Annotated in this window: 9 protein-coding genes; all 9 read left to right on the top strand. The window is 50.0% G+C overall.

What is annotated here, in order from left to right; genetic code table 11:
- Positions 1 to 19: 19 nt before the first annotated feature.
- The 9 genes from KJW29_RS18730 to KJW29_RS18690 all read left to right on the top strand — a co-directional run bounded on the left by KJW29_RS18730 (position 20) and on the right by KJW29_RS18690 (position 17,720).
- Positions 20 to 1,033, top strand: a complete 1,014-nt coding sequence (locus KJW29_RS18730) for a zinc-dependent alcohol dehydrogenase (protein ID WP_246608279.1) — start codon at positions 20 to 22, stop codon at positions 1,031 to 1,033.
- 19 nt (positions 1,034 to 1,052) lie between these two features.
- Positions 1,053 to 2,561 (top strand): sulfatase family protein, encoded by a 1,509-nt coding sequence (locus KJW29_RS18725; protein WP_214625728.1) that lies wholly within the window; start codon positions 1,053 to 1,055, stop codon positions 2,559 to 2,561.
- Positions 2,562 to 2,866: 305 nt separating this feature from the next.
- The gene (locus KJW29_RS18720; RefSeq protein WP_425517565.1) at positions 2,867 to 3,823 is read left to right on the top strand and encodes an ABC transporter permease; all 957 of its coding nucleotides are present in this window, start codon (positions 2,867 to 2,869) and stop codon (positions 3,821 to 3,823) included.
- An 18-nt stretch (positions 3,824 to 3,841) separates the two neighbouring features.
- Positions 3,842 to 4,720, top strand: a complete 879-nt coding sequence (locus KJW29_RS18715; protein WP_087568963.1) for a carbohydrate ABC transporter permease — start codon at positions 3,842 to 3,844, stop codon at positions 4,718 to 4,720.
- Between the two features lie 105 nt (positions 4,721 to 4,825).
- Positions 4,826 to 6,496 carry an extracellular solute-binding protein gene (locus KJW29_RS18710; RefSeq protein WP_246608277.1) on the top strand — a complete coding sequence of 557 codons (1,671 nt, stop codon included), beginning with the start codon at positions 4,826 to 4,828 and terminating at the stop codon, positions 6,494 to 6,496.
- Positions 6,497 to 6,588: 92 nt separating this feature from the next.
- Positions 6,589 to 12,114, top strand: coding sequence for an S-layer homology domain-containing protein (locus tag KJW29_RS18705; protein ID WP_214625727.1), 5,526 nt, complete (start codon positions 6,589 to 6,591; stop codon positions 12,112 to 12,114).
- A gap of 97 nt (positions 12,115 to 12,211) precedes the next feature.
- Positions 12,212 to 13,174: an aldose 1-epimerase gene (locus KJW29_RS18700; protein WP_214625726.1), complete on the top strand. Its 963-nt coding sequence runs from the start codon at positions 12,212 to 12,214 to the stop codon at positions 13,172 to 13,174.
- A 220-nt stretch (positions 13,175 to 13,394) separates the two neighbouring features.
- Positions 13,395 to 14,567, top strand: a complete 1,173-nt coding sequence (locus KJW29_RS18695) for a family 16 glycosylhydrolase (RefSeq protein ID WP_214625725.1) — start codon at positions 13,395 to 13,397, stop codon at positions 14,565 to 14,567.
- 129 nt (positions 14,568 to 14,696) lie between these two features.
- Positions 14,697 to 17,720, top strand: coding sequence for a sugar-binding protein (locus KJW29_RS18690; protein WP_214625724.1), 3,024 nt, complete (start codon positions 14,697 to 14,699; stop codon positions 17,718 to 17,720).
- Positions 17,721 to 17,780 lie beyond the last annotated feature (60 nt).

Below are 17,780 nucleotides of genomic sequence, written 5' to 3'. Positions count from 1 at the left end.
AAGGACAGGGGGAGAAAGTATGGCTGAAACGATGCGAGCGTTATTGTATGAAGGTCCCCGGCAGCTGGAGCTTCGTACCATGGAGATTCCCCAGCCCGGGGAACACGAGGTGCTTGTACGTGTTCACTGGGCGGGCATATGCGGCTCAGAGCTGAGCGGCTATCTGGGACTTAACTCGCTCAGGAAGCCTCCGCTTGTGATGGGGCATGAATTTGCGGGAGTGATCGAGCAGGCTGGCACCCGAGTGGAGGGACTTCAGTCAGGTGATCGGGTGACAGCTAATCCTCTGATCTCCTGCGGGATCTGTATGGATTGCTACAGCGGTAGGGCGAACCTGTGTCCGAAGCGAAGTCTTGTCGGAGCAGGCAGGCCAGGGGCGTTCGCCGAATATGCTGTTGTTCCTGCCGGGAACATTCACGTGCTTCCTGAATCCGTTTCATTAGACGCTGCTGCGCTAGCGGAGCCGCTTGCCTGTGCGGTTCGTATTGCCCGCTTGGCCGCGCTGGAGCCATCAGACAGTCTGTTCATTGCCGGTGCTGGGCCTATTGGCCTGCTTGTGCTCCGGGCTGCGCAGCGGTATGGCGTTCAGCATACAGCGGTTATGGATTTAAATGCGGAGAGGCTTGGCATTGTCAGGGCAATGGGAGGTATTGCCGTCTCCTGTGAGGAGGATCTGGCCAGAGTGACACCGGCGCGCGGCTTCGAAAAGTGCGTGGATGCTGTCGGCATCGATGCCACCAGGCAGCAGTGTATGGGTATCGCCAGACCAGGCGGTAGAGTGGTGTTCTCAGGTCTTCATACGGCAGACAGTGTTGTGCCCGTCAATACCGCTATTCGCAACGAGCTCACGATGCTGGGCTCCTTCGGCTATAATCCAATCGACTTTCAAATCGCGCTCAAGTGGATCGAAGAGAGCGGCACTTGCCTGGAGAGATGGACTGTGCATGAGCCGCTGGAGAATGGCAAAACATGCTTTGACAAGCTACTGAGCGGTCCGGGCTCCGTAGCCAAAATATTGTTAGATCTGAGCTAAAAGAATGGGGCGTTAATAGATGAAGCCTAATTTTGTCGTATTTGTTGTCGATCAGATGCAAGCTCGCACAATGTCTCTGCATGGCCATCCAGACGTGCATACGCCGAACTTGGATCAGCTGGGACTTGAAGGCGTGTCCTTCACCAGAGCCTATTGCAACAATCCCGTATGTATGCCTTCGCGTGCAACCTTGCTGACAGGCCTCACTCCCAGGCAGCACGGCTGCTTGACGAATGGCAATGCTGTCCCTGAAGGGCTGCCTACGCTGCCGGGGACGCTCGCAAAGGCTGGATATCGGACACATGCCATAGGGAAGCTTCATCATCAGCCAATCGGCTCCGTCAACAAGGGCGAGGAGATGGCATTCTCATGGGAGAGCAGAGCGCGGTGGGAGGCTGGAGAAATTACCGCGCTGCCAATCGATTACTACGGCTATCAGATGACGGAGCATGTAGGCGGGCATGTCGACTGCTACGGCGATTATTTGACATGGCTGGAGAAGGAGCTGCCGGGAGGGAAGGAGCGTTTGCTGCGGGCGGGAGCCTACGAGAAGAATAGCCTGTACGAGCAGAATTGGAAGATTGACCTGCCTGAACCGCTGCATTACAACCGTTGGATAGCTCGACGCTCAGCGGCATTCCTGGAAGGTCTTCAGCAGGAGGATCTCTTCTATCTCTGGTGCTCCTTCCCTGATCCGCATCATCCATTCGCGGCCTGCCGTCCTTATAGTGAGATGTATGATCCGCAGTCGCTGACATTGCCGGAGGACTGGAATGAAGAAGCGGATTCCATCGATTGGCTAAAAGGCTTAAGGACCGTTCATCCTGGGCACTCGCAGTTCGATGAAGCCACGCTGAGGAACATATTAGCACAGACCTACGGCATGATTTCGCATGTGGACAGCTGTATAGGAGAGGTGCTGGACAAGCTGAAGGAGCGGGGGCTCTATGATAACACTATCATTATCTTCATGGCCGATCATGGAGAATATTTGGGCTCCCACCGGTTGCTGACCAAGGCAGAGTGGCCCTGGGAGGAGCTACTGAATGTCCCGTATATATGGAGAGTTCCCCAGGCTATTAGGCAGGGCGTCTATCGTGACCGCGTCGTGAGTCTGCTGGACTTCGTGCCGACCATTCTGGACTTCGCTGGTATTGATCAGGCTGTCATGGATACGCGCGGCATATACAGCGCACCGCCACTTGGCTTGCCGGGGCGCAGTCTGCGCGCTGCCGTCGAAGAGGGCAAGGAACTGCCTGCCCGTCCGGCACTCGTGGAATACGATGAGGATTGGTATGCGCCTGAGACGACCCGAATGCGCACACTCGTTGCGGAGCAATATAAATTAACAGTGTATATAAATTCCGATGAGGGGCTGCTGTTCGATCTGGCGGCAGATCCTCGTGAGCAAAACAATCTATGGAATAATCCTGAATACGCTCACGTTCGTTGTATGATGACAGAACAGCTTCTGCGGGAGCTGATTCGTACCGACCGTTTCGATACACTTCGGATAACAGGAGCATAAGCGGCCGGCCTGGGCTGTCTGGAAGAGTGGTTACATCACTTTTCTGGACAGCTTTTCTTTTTGTTCCATTTACATAGGGTATTGACGTAATGTAATGGCAGAATTATAATAAAAACGAAACGAGTTTCGATTATTAGTATGCTAGTCATAATGTTGAATAGTAGTTTCGAAAACTCATCATTTTTATAAGTGATTTGTAATCGCTTGCAAGGAAGGGGTGAGCTTGAGTAATTAGGTGAGTGTTCATAAAGTGCAGTCTCCATCACCGGCTAATACAGAAAGAAGGAGTGCTTGTTGTGGAAAATGTGAATGAAGTCCGGCAGCTGGACATACCCGACATCAAGCGCGGGACGCCATTGAAGCAAAAAGCCTCAAGGCTGCTGAAGAGTTACCAGCTATATTTGTTTGTGCTTCCCGCTGTCTTGTATTACGTGCTCTTCCATTATGTGCCGTTATACGGCATTCAGATTGCCTTCAAAAACTTCCTGGCCTTCAAGGGCATAGCGGACAGTCCATGGGTGGGTCTGGAGCATTTCGAACGTTTTTTCCGTTCCTTCGAATTTACGAGAATTATTTTGAACACGATCAAGCTTAGTGTCCTGCAGCTCGTTGTAGGCTTCCCAGCTCCTATCATACTCGCACTGATGCTTAATCAGCTCATGCACAAGAGGTTCAAGAAGTTTGTGCAGACCGTCATTTATGCACCTCACTTTATTTCGACGGTAGTTATTGCGGGCATGTTGTTTTTATTCCTGTCGCCGGATACGGGCATGATCAACAAGCTCATCGGATTGTTTGGCGGCGAGCCGGTATTTTTTATGGGTGATCCCGACTGGTTCAGGCCCGTGTACGTGCTGTCGGAGATTTGGCAGAACACAGGGTGGGGCACGATCATTTATCTGGCAGCGCTTACGACGATTAGTCCCGAGCTCCATGAATCGGCGGTCGTGGATGGCGCGAACAAATTTCAGCGGATTCTGCATATTGATATCCCCGGCATTATGCCGACGGCCGTTATTCTGTTAATTCTGAGCACGGGCAATATTATGAGTCTCGGCTTCGAGAAGGTCTATCTGCTGCAAACGCCGCTTAACCTGCCCTCATCGGAGATTATTTCCACCTATGTGTACAAGACGGGCCTGGTTGGCGCGCAATATAGCTTCTCGACCGCTGTAGGATTGTTCAACTCTATTATCAATTTCATCATTCTCATCACAGTCAACCAAATTGCCAAAAAAGCTTCCAATACATCGTTATGGTAAGAAGCGGGGAGGTTCAATATGTTTAAACGCAGTCTAGCAGACATCTGGTTCGATCGAGTGAATATGCTGTTGATTTTGACCGGACTGGCCATTATTGTCTACCCCCTCTACTTCGTTGTGCTGGCCTCAGTGACGGACCCTGGTGCTGTTCAGATGACCCTGTTCTGGCCGGAGAAGTTCAGTCTGGAGGGCTACAAGAAGATACTGGACAGCGATAACTTGTGGGTGGGCTACAAAAATTCTTTTGTATACGCAATCTTAGGAACAATTATCAATTTATGTCTGACCCTGCCCGCAGCCTACGCCCTGTCGCGGAAGGATATGAAGGGCCGCAGTACGATAATGCTCGTTATTACGTTCACGATGTTTTTCAGCGGTGGACTTATTCCTACCTACTTAACGGTCAAGGAGCTTGGGCTGCTTGACTCGGTCTGGGCGATGGTCATACCCAATGCGGTAGGCGCATGGAATCTCATCATTGCTCGAACGTTCTTCCAGTCTACGATTCCGGATGAGCTTCTGGAGGCGGCGAAGATTGACGGCTGCTCCGATGCCAAGTTTTTCTGGAAAATGGTGCTTCCCCTGTCTCAGGCGCTTATTGCGATTATGGTGTTGTTCTACGGCGTTGCGCATTGGAATTCCTACTTCAACGCGTTGATCTACCTGCGGGACCAGGAGCTGTACCCCCTGCAGCTCGTGCTTCGATCCATTCTTATCGAGAATCAGATTAGCAACGACATGATGACGGACCTGTCCTCCATGGGGGACCGACTCCGAGCGGCGGAACTAATCAAATACGGCATGATTATTATTGCAGCGCTGCCGTTGCTTATTCTGTATCCTTTCCTGCAGAACTATTTTGTCAAAGGCGTCATGATAGGAAGCATCAAGGGGTAATAGATGGAGCTGTCATAACGGAAGGGAGGTGCATGCCAGACAACTTTGTTGGTTTGCTGTAGATAATGTAAGCGCATACGAATGCAAAATTAGGAGGTCATCGATTTGAACAATCGGAGAAAAAAACTGTTGGTATCCTTTCTTTCAGTCATTATGAGCTTATCTGTTCTAAGTGCTTGTGCAGGAAACAACACTAAAAATGCGGAGCCGTCCAAGGAGCCGAATCAAACGGAAGCGTCGCAGACGCCTGAAGCAACGGACGGAGGGGCTGAGCAAGGTGTATTCCCGTTAGCGGAGAAGGTTACACTCGAGATGGTAACCTGTAAGCACCCTAACAACGGGCCGTTCGAGGAAATGGATTTCTTCAAGCAATATGAAGAGAAAACAAATGTGCAGATTGAATGGACAGACATCGAATTTGCGCAATGCGAGGAGCAACGCAATCTGATTCTGGCAAGCGGCGAGCTGCCTGATGCGTTCTACGGTACACTTGCACTGACAGGCAATGACGTGATTAACTATGGCGGCCAAGGCATGCTGGTTCCTTTGGAGCAATACATCACGAAGGAAACGATGCCTAATCTGACGGCGTTGATTGAACAGAATCCGAAGTACAAAGCGATGCTGACAGCGCCGGATGGCCATATCTATTCGCTGCCAAGCATCCGCGAGCTGATGCTGTGGCTCTCTCCCGACATGATGTATCTGAACAAGGAATGGCTGGACAAGCTGGGACTTGCCGTTCCGACAACTACGGATGAGCTGCGGATCGTTCTGGAAGCATTTAAGACAAAGGACCCGAACGGCAATGGCAAAAATGACGAAATTCCATTCTCCTTCCTGTGGGATTTCGCGAATTATAACGTAATGGGCATCGGCTCGTTGTTCGGCAGCTTCGGCAGAGCGGATTCTGCCAACCATATCTTCGTCGAAGATGGCAAGGTGGTCTTCTCTGCGAAGGAACCGGAGTACAAGGAAGCAATTCAATATTTCCACACCTACATCAAGGATGGATTGTTTGATAAAGAGAGTCTTGCGCAGGACCGCAATCAGCTAGTGGGCAAAGGAAGCGGAACAGAGCAGCGCCTGGGCGGATTCTTCTCTTGGAATGCCTTCTCGGTTGTCGGTGTCGACAATGATCCGAAGTATGTGGTGGTTCCAGCTCTGAAAGGACCAAACGGCGATCAAGTGTGGAGAAAGTCTTTGAATAATAATCAAGGCGTGAATCCTTTTGCATTCTCGATGACAGCCGCTAACGAGCATCCAGAGCTTACGATGCAGTGGATTGACTTGTCCTACGCAACGGATACGTCGATCGAAGCAGGCTGGGGACCAATCGGAACAACATTGGAAGACAAAGGCGGCACCTTGACGCTCAAGGAAGCGCCGGCTGGCATGACAACGGACGAATATGTATTCAAGACGGCGCCAGTTGAAGCTCCTTATGCTATTTTAGAAAATACGTATGGAACTCGTCTTGCGATGGCTGATAAGGATAAAGTGAAGACAGATGGCATTAAAGAGAATTATTTGCCTTATATGACATCGGAGACGTTTCCTGGCGTATTGTTCACGGCTGAGGAGTCTCAAAAAATTAAAGTGCTGGATTCTGACATTAACAGCTACGTGAACCAAACAAGCGCCAAGTGGCTGCTTCAAGGCGGAGTAGACGGCGAATGGGACAAATATCTGGCCGATCTGGAAAAAATGAAGATTGACGAGTTGATCAACATTTATCAAACGGCGTACGACCGCTTTAAGAGTGCCCAACAATAATAGCAAACAACTGAGAGCTTTCCCTGGTATCCTTGGTCCCGGGGGAAGCTCTCCACTTTCGACACACGAATAGAAGGGATGGTGCATAAATTTTGAAAGCGTATTCAAAAATTAAACAATGGTTGACTGCCTTTTTGAGTGCGGCCTTACTGATCGTATCTTGTCTTGCTACTGCCGGGGGGGTCAGTTATGCAGAAGAGGCAAGCGACGAGCTTCCTGTAAACATTCGAACCGACAAGGCTGATTTCGATACAATTCCAGCCGTTGCCGAGCATTACAAAAATAAGTTCGGCAATAATGCGGTGGCGTATTTCAACAGCATTAACGGCGAGAGCCGCGTTCAGCGCATTAACTTTCTGCAATACCCGGATGGGCATTATTTGCAGATTAGTGGCGAAGTAACGATTGATATTCCTGTAATGAATGCGAAAGTGTGGCGTCTGTTCGGTGACATGCGCTTCGAGGGTACCGTTGCGCAAACGATGGAGCTTTTTGTCATTGATCCCAATGGTGTGGAAACACAGTGGACGGTATTCCAGAACGGTGGCTGGAATGACCGCATAACCGGGTTATATACAAACTATACGAAGATGGGCTTCCAGGAAGACAACCCAACGGAGGGGATTACCCATCCTTGGCTGATTAAGGATACGAACGGCGATATTATCTATGAAGGCTACAAAATGAAAATCGTCGGAAACGGAACGCTGCGCAGCGTCTATCACTGGGAAGAAGAAGGCGTTCCGCTGGAGTTTGATACTTCCGCATGGACCGTTCTTGGAGGAGACAAGGATATTCTGAATGTGTCCATTGATGTGGATGCGCTCACAAATTTAAGCATGAACGGCCTCAATAAGCTGCCAGAGGAAGTGTTCAAGCGTTATCATGTGAACAGCGGTCCGATCGGATTAGAGCAAGCGGGCGGCGAATTTACAGTGCTAGACGAGGCCTATCACAGAACGACACATGATTATGGATTTACTCCCGGCCGCGGCGCGTTTCATTACAAGTTGATGACCAGTTGGGCCGGTCTCAAGGAGGATACGACGCATCCTGGATATGCAGACTTTACAGAAACGAATCAAGTCTATGCTAAGAGTCAGCCTGCCATCGACAAATTCGAAAGTCTGTATCCATCCATGGGCAAGGATTATGTTCTGACGCTGGATGGCTGGCCGAGGTGGATGTGGGAGGACCCTGATTCCGGGCAATCGGAGCATTTCGGTACTCCGTCCCGTGCCAACTTCGATGCTGCTGCCGACGCATCAGCCAAGCTGATTAAAAGCATCGATACAAGATTTGACGGACTGGGTCCCAAGTATGTGGAAGTTAAGAACGAATCAACGATCCCGCAGGAATGGTGGTTCTTACAGTCGGAGCCCGAGCAGGCGTGGAGCTACTTATCTGAGTTCCATAACAAGGTAGCTTCTGAAGTGAAGGCGGAGAATCCGGATGTTCTGGTCGGCGGACCATCAAGCGCATTCATGTATCTGGAGAAAAATGATTTCAATGAAGCACGTGCGCAACTGAAATTTATGGATGACACCAAGGATTCGCTGGATTGGTATTCGCATCACTTCTATGAAAACGCCAACCTGTTCATTCATGACAGAGAAAACAACTCGGATGGCTTCCTGAGTGGACGATTGGAAGCGGTGCTTGACCTGCTTAATGCTCATATGGTGAATACAGATAACGTAAAACCCATCTATATTACGGAGGAAGGCACTTATAATACGGCTGGAAGCGACGCGGACTACTTCCAGAAGCTCGTTGCCTTCAATGGCTACATGCTGCGTTTCATCAATTATTCCGATACGATTGGCATGCTGGTTCCGTACTTGTATCCCATCATTAACTGGCGCCCCAACTCCACGGGTACGTTCTACAAATATAATGAAGCACAAAATGGATTATTGGAAGAAATGACGCCAATGGAAGCTTATCTGGATATGTGGAAGGATTATCGCGGTGCGTTTCTTCCTGCTGAAGCGGATCAAGAGCGTGTCTTCACGAATGCGGTTCGCTACAATGACAAGGTGTATGTCGCGGTTCACAATCTGAATTCGCAGCGCGTCAACCTGGATCTGAATGTGTTCGCGGGAGACGCCAACATTGCTGGCGTAACGCGCAAGCATTTCTTCCTGGAGAAGGGCGACCTGACCTATGAAGAAGAGAATGTAACGGATTTGGACAATGTGTATATGCGAGTGCAGGAAATGAGCGTATTCGAGATTACGCTGGATTCCAACCCGGCGTTCACCAAAACATGGGAGAGAGAATTTGCATATGCTCCTCAGGAGCTGGTGCCGACAAGCATAAGTACACCTGCTCAATTTACGGTTCAAGCGCGGCCTGCCAATCTCGCCAAAGCGACTCTCCGTATTGGCTTCGGCAAGACGGGCAGCGGGTTTGCGGAGGATATGCAAGTGGTTGTAAATCCTAATGATACGGCTAATAAGCAAAGCTTCAGCAAGGATCTAGCCTACACGAACAAGCCTGGCAACCTGCTGACCTTTACGGAATTTGAGCTGGATGCCAGCAAGCTTCTGGCGAACAATACAATTGACATTTCACTTCCGGACGATGACGGATATATAACAAGCGTACAAATCATCGAGTACCACGAGCAGTCGGCTCCGACAGGCGTCGCCACGAGCGCGCTTGCGGGTCCCATTGTGGACGCTAAGTCCAAGCTTGCGTCTACTATTATCTCGTCAACAGGCACTGAGGTTGAGCCGGGTAAAAAATGGGTGAAAAAGCAGTACCGCGACACGCTCAATATTGAAGTAACCAAAGCTGAGGTTGTTGCACAGGATGCCTTGGCGGCAACTGACGAAGTGACAAAAGCTCTGGCAAATTTGGCCAAGGCGGCTAGTATTTTTGATCAATATACGAAAACAAAATCGTCGCCTACCGGCAGTCGAGGGGCCAAATTCTCCTTCGAGGACGGAGAAGCGGCAGCCTATACGCATAATGTAAATGCTGTGACGGCATCGACAGGCGCGCAAGGCGCAACGGACGGCAGCAAGGCGCTTCAAGCGGAGTTTACGACCTTCACATCCTACGCTTGGGATACGACGGGTTCTTACTCGGCCAATCTGGACTTCGCGGCGCCGGAGGAGGGCTGGAGCCTGGGAGCTGCTCCATTCTCCTTCGATGTCACAAATCTAAGAAGCTACGCGACGCAGCTGCGAGTAGAAATTACGGACACATCGGACGTGAAGGGCACTTATTATTATACGCTGGGCGCGGATGCTTCCCGAAGCATCAGCATTGCTGATTTTGGCGTTGCGGGAGGCACATGGCTTGGGGACGGCAATTTCCCGAGAAGCGCAGCTATCGATACACAGAATCTAAAGTCTATTCGATTGTATGTGTTTTCTCCAACGGCTGCTCCGGTTACGAATGCAGTGCTGGCCATTGACAATATGGTAATCGGCAGTGTAACGGATCCAGGGCCAGGTCCTGTCAATCCCAACGGTGTATTCCTATCCTTCGAGGACCAGGAAGAGGTAGTCTATACACCAAATGGCCAAGGCCTTACCGCTTCCAGATCGGAGCAGGGTGCGACACATGACAGCAAGGCGCTCCATGCGGAGTTTGCTTCCTTCACAGCATTCGATTGGGATACGAGCGGCAAATATTCCGGCAGCATAGACTTCACTGCGCCTGAGGAGGGCTGGAGCCTGGGCAGCAAGCCGCTTCAATTGGATGTTGCGAATCTCGTGAGCACAGGAGCCCAGCTTCGCGTGGAGGTTGCCGATGTTCAGGGAAATAGAGGCATTTATTATTTTGCTATAGCGCCCAATCAAGCACGTACGCTTACGATATCAGAATTTGGCGTCTCTGCGGCTAGCTGGCTGGCAGACGGCTATTTTGCAAGAACGGCGGCAATTGACACCACCAAGCTGAAGTCTATTCGCTTGTATGTATTTGAGCCTACAGCTGTAACCGTGGGACATGCGAAGCTTGCTTTCGATAACATGATGATAGGCAGCGGGCCGGTCCAGCCAACAGATGAGCAGCTGGTAGCCGAAGCAGCCAATACGTTATCGACAGCCTCGTTAACATTCGCGGAGGGAGACACAGCGCAATCCGTAACAGGAGCTATTGCATTGCCTTCTGCTGGTCTGCATGGAGCAAGCGTGGCATGGGCTTCCAGCCATCCTTCGACAGTGGCGGCTAACGGGACGGTGGTTCGACCTCAGCATGGAAGCGGGAATCAGGTTGTGACGCTGACTGCTACCGTCACAATTGGAGCGGCAAGCGCAAATAAGGCCATTACAGTAACTGTGGTGGAGCAAGCTGAGACTCCTCCTCCGCCAATCATTCATGTACCAGTGCCAACAGCTACGCCAGCAGCGAGCACTGAGGTTCTCGTGGATGGCAAGAAGCTGGACAAGATTGCAAGCTTGGTTACTACGAACGAGGCAGGGCGCATCGTGACAACGATTACGGTCGACCAGCAGCTGCTTAAGAATAGTCTGAGCACTATAGCGAATAACGCTGTTCTTACCATTCCTGACGCGAGCGGCTCCCCTGTTGTGAATGGCAAGCTTAATGGGGCGATCGTGAAGGATCTGCAGCAGAAAAATGTGGTGCTTGAGCTTCGAACAGCCGCTTACTCCTACAAGCTTCCTCTTGAGGAGCTTCAAATGGATAATATTATCAAGGAGCTTGGCTCTGATGTGTCGCTGGAGGACCTGATCATCAATGTAAGGATCAGTCAAGCCGATGAAGAAACCCAGCAGGTGTTGGAGCAGTCGGCTGAACAAGACGGATTTACGGTGGTGGCCTCTCCTGTAGAGTTCCATATTACCTACACTTACGAGGATCAGACAAAAGAGATTCACACATTCAACTCCTTCGTGGAGAGAACGATCCTTATTCCGGAAGGCGTGGATCCCAATGAGATCACCACGGGGGTAGTAGTGGAAGAGGATGGAACCGTTAGAGGGATTCCAACTAAAGTGGTGGGACAGAATGGCAGCTATTATGCTGTGATGAATAGCTTGACGAACAGCACCTACGCGGTGATCTGGAATCCTGTGGCTTTCCAGGATGTATCCGGTCATTGGGCGGAACAGGCTGTAAATGACTTAGGCTCCAGATTGATCATAGCTGGGGTTGACGGCAACCGCTTTGAGCCGGATCGCTCTATCACCCGCGCCGAGTTTGCCGCGATTCTGGTAAGAGCTCTGGGACTTCAGGCAGAGGCAGGAGAGTCGGTGTACGCGGATGTTGCCCAAGGCAGCTGGTATGAAGCCTATCTCAATACGGCGACAGCGTATGGCTTGATTAACGGCTATGACAATGGTGAATTCAGACCTCATTCTCTCATCACGCGTGAGCAGGTTATGAGCATCATGGAACGAGCTATGGCGCTCACGGGGCTTGATTCTGTAGCCGAGATGATAGAAGTGGATGAGCTGTTGTCCAGCTTGAAGGATAGCTCCGAGGCGGCAGCCTACGCCAAGAGCGGCATTGCAGCCAGCATCAAGGCAGGTCTCGTGCTGGGCAGAAGCGAGCAAGTGCTTGCTCCGAAAGCAACAATCACAAGAGCGGAAGTCGCGGAGGTTGTTCGTAGACTTCTGGAGCAATCTGATTTAATCTAATCAACAGAGAACTTTTTGAACATGAACTATAAGTAGTATTGTTGAGAGGCCTCTATATGGAGGCCTCTTGCATTTTAGGAAGAAAGGGCGAAGAAGCATGAATCGGTATGAGGTTATTTGTAAAGTTCAGGATGGATATTCGGTTGTCGAGCTGCGAGATACAGAGCGTGGAGATTTTGCGCAGCTTGTGCCGGAGGTGGGTGGGAATCTAATTCGGTTTCATTCGTCTGGGCGAGAGCTGTTAGCTGCGCCGGCCTCTATTCATGACTTGAGAGCAAGTGAAACGATGTACGGCACACCCATTCTATTCCCGCCTAATCGCGTGCAAGGCGGAAGCTTTACATTCAAGGGACGATTCTATCAGCTGCCTATCAATGAGCAGCCGGATCGCCATCTGCATGGCGAGCTGGCGCGCAGAAGCTGGGAGGTCGTGGAACGGGGAGGAACGGAAGCACAAGGCGCGTATGTTGTTCTTCGGTTTCGTTATTCCGATCATGAGGAAATGCTGGCTTACTTCCCGCATCCTCTCATATTTAACGTGACAATATCCCTGTTAGGTGGACGTCTCCGACTGGATGGCGCCATCGTCAATGAGGGCGAGGATGAGGCCCCGTTCGCCTTCGGCCTTCATCCTTACTTCAATCTGCCGAGCGGACAAGTTCTTTTGCACGCGCCTGCAGCCAGTGAATGGCCGATCTCCAGCTTCGCCTTCATTACGGGTACCCCAGCCGATAGCGAACGCGCGGCAGAGCTGCGGACGGGGCTTCCGCTAGATCGTATTGCCCCTCTTGGCGCAGCTATGCTGGAGCTTCATGAGGGGGAGGAGCGTGTCTGCCGACTACAGATGTTAGAAGAGGGCTATACGATCGCCTATTCTTTTGGGGATACCTTTCCATATCTGCTTATCTTCCGTCCCAATTGGTCGGAATCGATCTGTCTGGAGCCATACACCTGTCTGACTGACGCCTACAATCTGCCTTATCCCCCGGAGATGACGGGAGCAAGAGGCATCGCCCCTGGTGAGCGTGTGATGTTCGAGACTTGTATGTGGGTGGAGTAGACATCTCCAGTGAGATGACCAAAGTGCACAAGCGAATCCATTGAAAAGTGTTGTATATAGAGTAGTAGTTATCCTACTACAACTAGTCGGAAATGTTAAATATGGAGGTGCGTTAATTCCTTTACAATGAATAACATGGATCAAGAAAGGAGGTTATACATCGCAAGTAAGCGCTTACTATTAATGAAATGAGGAGTGATGACGATGGCAAAGGTGTTGAATGGTACTAGGTACTGTATCTTCCAGCTTCGGTGTTCCATCCTCTCAGGCTGCGGTATCTTGGCCGGCTTCAGATCCCGGCAATACGGGAGGTTGGAACGTAAATGAGACGTTTAGCGATGAATTCAACGGTTCGTCACTAAACACAACGAAATGGTTCAATGAACATACGTATTGGAGTGGGCGCAATCCCTCCCAATTCGATCCATTAAACGTCTGGATAAGTAATGGAACGGCAAAGCTTCGTACGAAAAATGAAAACCTAATAAAGAATGGAAGCTTTGAAACAGGTAATCTGTCCAATTGGTCTACTTGGGGTTCAGGGGCGAAATCAGCATCCGTCTCAGCCAAATATCGCGATCTATATGGCGTGGTCATAAATGGTCAAGGTGCTGTTCAGCAAATCATTACAGGTCTGCAGCCCAATATGACCTACAAGCTTTCGGCGTGGTTAAAAAAAGGATCGGGCAGCAAAGTGAATGTAGGCGTAAAAAATTATGGCAGCACAGAGAAGTGGATAGAAGTAACCAGCTCAAACTGGACGTTGGGTACTGTGGAGTTCACGACAGGATCAACAAATACCAGTGCTGAGGTATACGTATATAACGCCGGAGGAAGCGGTATTGTCTATGGAGATGAAGTAGCTGTCGTCCGAAAGGTAAATGCAGCATCTGGAGAAACGATGCTTAGCGATAATTATATTACATCGGGGGTTATTCAATCCAAGACAAAAGCGCCTTACGGATATTATGAGGTAAGGATGAAAGCGGCAGACGCTTCGCATACAAGCTCCTTCTGGCTGCAGGGTAATTATTCGGAGATTGATGTTGTTGAACCGGTAGGAAATTCAACGAGGAACACTCATAAGGATACAATCATGCCAACTAACACTCATGATTTTCGGAATGGATGGGCTAATGATATTGCAGATCCTTTCGACTATCAAACGAACGTCAGGCTAGCAGGTGATTATCATACGTATGGTGTGGAGTGGAACCAAACACAAATAAAATGGTATTTCGACGGTCAATTGATTCGTACAAAAGCTCATACATTTATGTACGAGAATCAATACATTTTTTTGGATACTGAAATATTTGAATGGGACGGACTTCCGGGAGACAGCTTGAATTCCCTCTTCGAGGTAGATTATATCCGTGCCTGGCACAAATAACTGTGGGAAGGAAAATCTTATATGAATAAATGGAGCAATGCAGCGGTTCATTCCCTCTTAGTTGTCGCACTCTTCCTTAGCTTATTGGGAATGCCTGCTTCTCAGGCTAGAGCGGAGGAGGCGAGCAGGGTGAATGCGTTTGAGAACGGAAGCTTTGAATCAGGACAGCTCCCTGCTCGATATTCCAAATGGGGAAGTGGTTCAGCAGCTGTTATGACGGAGCATGCCTATACCGGAAATTACGGGCTTGAGTATTCTGGTCAAGGCGCGATCGAATTTCCGGTGTCCGGTCTACAGTCCAATACTGAATACAAGGTAGCTGTGTACGCCAAGCTGGGGACTAGCTCTGGAGCCACTCTTGGGGTTAAGGAGCACAACGGTACTGAGGACAGCTATAGCCCTATTCTAGGGACAGCATACAGCTTATACGAAGTGAGCTTCCAGACAGGCGCAGTAGAAACATCCGCAAAGGTCTATCTGTATAACGAAAGCGGTTCCGGTACAGTCTACGCCGATGACTTTGAGCTTCTGGTTGAAGTACTGCTGCCTCCGGTCATTAGCGAGAATGTAATTGATAATTCCATCTATCCGTTATCCGATTCGGACAATGTACGAAGCTGGAAGTATAGCTTGGATTATTCCGACGAATTCGGTGGGGCGGCTCTAGACAGGAATAAATGGAACGATCATCATACGTATTGGTTAGGCCGACAGCCTTCGATATTCTCGCCGCGCAACATCAGGCAAGAGAACGGTCAATTAATATTGACAGCCAAATATGAAACAATACCTGAAATGGCGGAAGCCAACGCTAAGCTCGGCCCGAATAGTCCTCAGTATGAGAAATATACAACAGCTGCTGTACAGTCCACAACAAAAACGGGCTATGGGTACTATGAAATTAAAGCAAAGGCCGCACCTGTCTCGATTACGAGCTCCTTCTGGCTGCAGGGCAGCGAAACGGAAATTGATGTGTATGAAACGGTAGGACGATCAACCGTCAATCCAGACAGCGGATATGAAATGCCTATGAATACACATTATTACGCTGGAGGGGACTGGTCCAAGGACATCGCTAACCCTGGCGTCTATCATTCCAAGGATGATCTTACGGCAGACTTCCATGTGTACGGGCTCGATTGGAACGCTAAGTGGATCCGGTTCTATTATGATGGCGTATTGGTTCGAGAAATTCGTAATGATGTTTTCCACGAGAATCAATTTATATTCATGGATATGGAAACGTTTACATGGGCAGGGCTTCCTTCAGAAGCGTCCATGGCGAGTCCAAACGGAGATTATGTCATCGAATATATGAGAGTTTGGCGGTCTAATGCGCCCGTGTCGGATGATCCGGAGATGGAGCTGCCGCCTGTTAAGGAAGCGGAAGCGCTTCGCGGCACACCTGCGCTGAACGCTTCAAGTCCAGATCCGTTGTGGAGCCAAGCGAAGGAAATCGGTTCGTTGCGTGTGAAAGGCGGGAGCACCATAAACACAGCAATCGCAAAGACGCTGTGGGATGATCGCTTTCTGTATATTCGAACGGAAGTGAAGGACGCTGATCTTACGGGAGCCGAACTAAACGAGACGTACAGGAACGATTCCGTTGAAGTGTATGTGGACGGCGGCAATGAGAAATCCAAGCCCTATGACGGGAACGATACGAAGTGGAATGTGGATTATATGGGACGAAGCTCTGGCATCAACGTACCTGAAGGCGTCCAACAATCCGTTCATCGGATTAATGACGGTTATGTTGTAGAGATGGCTGTCCCATGGGGGGCCATCGGTGCGCCAGAAGGCTCCTCGATTGGATTTGATATACAAGTAAATGATGCGAGACAGCCGTCTGGGGTGAGGCAAGGGTATCTGGGCTGGAACGATCCGTTTGATCAAGTGTGGCAGAATATGGGAATGACGGGTAATTTGAAGCTCAGCTCTGCCAGGGCAAACGTGCCTCCGGTATATACCGAATCACCGGCACCTGTTCAATATGTCGTCAAGTTGTCGATGAACGGTCAGTTGATACCCGGTGGAGCTATTGTCAAATCCCTAATTGAAGGACAAACGTCGGCAACTGTCTATCCCAATCGAGAAGGATTATTAAAGAGCTTGGCTTCGGTAGATGAAGGGGCGATTGTATCAATCGAGGTCAATGAAGGCGCAGATATTGTGATTGGGCAATTCGATGGTTCATTGTTAGCCGCATTGGCCGACAAGCAAGCAATCCTTGGCTTTCAAACAGATATAGCAAGCTATAAGCTGCCTGTACAGCAAGTCATCACGTCAGCGAATTGGAAGTCTGTCCTTGAGCAGTCGAGCCGGGGAGATATTGACCTGGATGAGGTTCAACTGCAGCTGCGGATTGCGAAGCCGGCAGAGGATGAGCAAAAAAGAATCAAAATGGCAACGGATGCCCAAGCTTTAAGGCCGGTTGGTGAGCCCATCTCATTCGATATTCAATTGAGCTATGGCAATCAAGTAATCGAGCTTATGTCATTCGACAGCTATGTGGAGCGAACCATTCCGTTGCCGAAAGGTATGGATCCGGCGCAAGTGGCCACTGCCGTCGTTGTGGAGCCGAATGGCAGCATCCGTCATGTACCCACAAGCATGGTATCCCTGGACGGGCGGTGGCATGCGAGCATCAAAAGCTTAACCAACAGTATGTATACGCTTATCGAATATGATGTGCGATTGCGGGATATCAAGCCATCCAAGGCCGAAGAAATCATAGAGCGGCTTGCCGCTCGAACGATTGTAAGAGGGCTGCCGGATGGAACGTTCCGACCGGAAAGGCTGGTCACCCGCGCCGAATTTACCGCTATGCTGGTAAGGGCGCTGGGACTAAGGCTGGAGCCGACTCAACGGTCATTCAAGGATGTCAATTCATCCAGTTGGTATGGCGCTTACGTCAGTACGGCTCATGGGCATCAATTGATTCGAGGCTATGGGGATCATACGTTCAGACCGATGCAAGTCTTGACCATACAAGAAGGCCTTGAAATGCTGGGCAATGCTATTAAGCTGACAGGCTTGGCTGCTCTCGAAGCCCCTCCCCAAGATGAAACGCTTGTGTACTTAACTAGAGAAGAAAGCGCGGTCTGGATCCATTGGCTTCTGTCTAAGTATGTGTTAGAAGTCGATATTTGAACATTGCAAGTCGAGATTGCATCTTCTCTCTACAGCGTTGAAGGACTATGCTGATTACAG

Origin of the sequence: Paenibacillus agaridevorans (assembly GCF_018604145.1) — a bacterium.
Lineage (GTDB): Bacteria > Bacillota > Bacilli > Paenibacillales > Paenibacillaceae > Pristimantibacillus > Pristimantibacillus agaridevorans.
The sequence above is the reverse complement of the archived record's forward strand: the minus strand, read 5'-3'. Positions and strand labels throughout refer to the sequence as shown.

Bases quoted from the DNA above. Each gene is read 5' to 3' on its own strand.
- KJW29_RS18730 (WP_246608279.1), top strand. From the start codon at position 20: ATGGCTGAAACGATGCGAGCGTTATTGTATGAAGGTCCCCGGCAGCTG.
- KJW29_RS18725 (WP_214625728.1), top strand. From the start codon at position 1,053: ATGAAGCCTAATTTTGTCGTATTTGTTGTCGATCAGATGCAAGCTCGC.
- KJW29_RS18715 (WP_087568963.1), top strand. From the start codon at position 3,842: ATGTTTAAACGCAGTCTAGCAGACATCTGGTTCGATCGAGTGAATATG.
- KJW29_RS18700 (WP_214625726.1), top strand. From the start codon at position 12,212: ATGAATCGGTATGAGGTTATTTGTAAAGTTCAGGATGGATATTCGGTT.
- KJW29_RS18695 (WP_214625725.1), top strand. From the start codon at position 13,395: ATGGTACTAGGTACTGTATCTTCCAGCTTCGGTGTTCCATCCTCTCAG.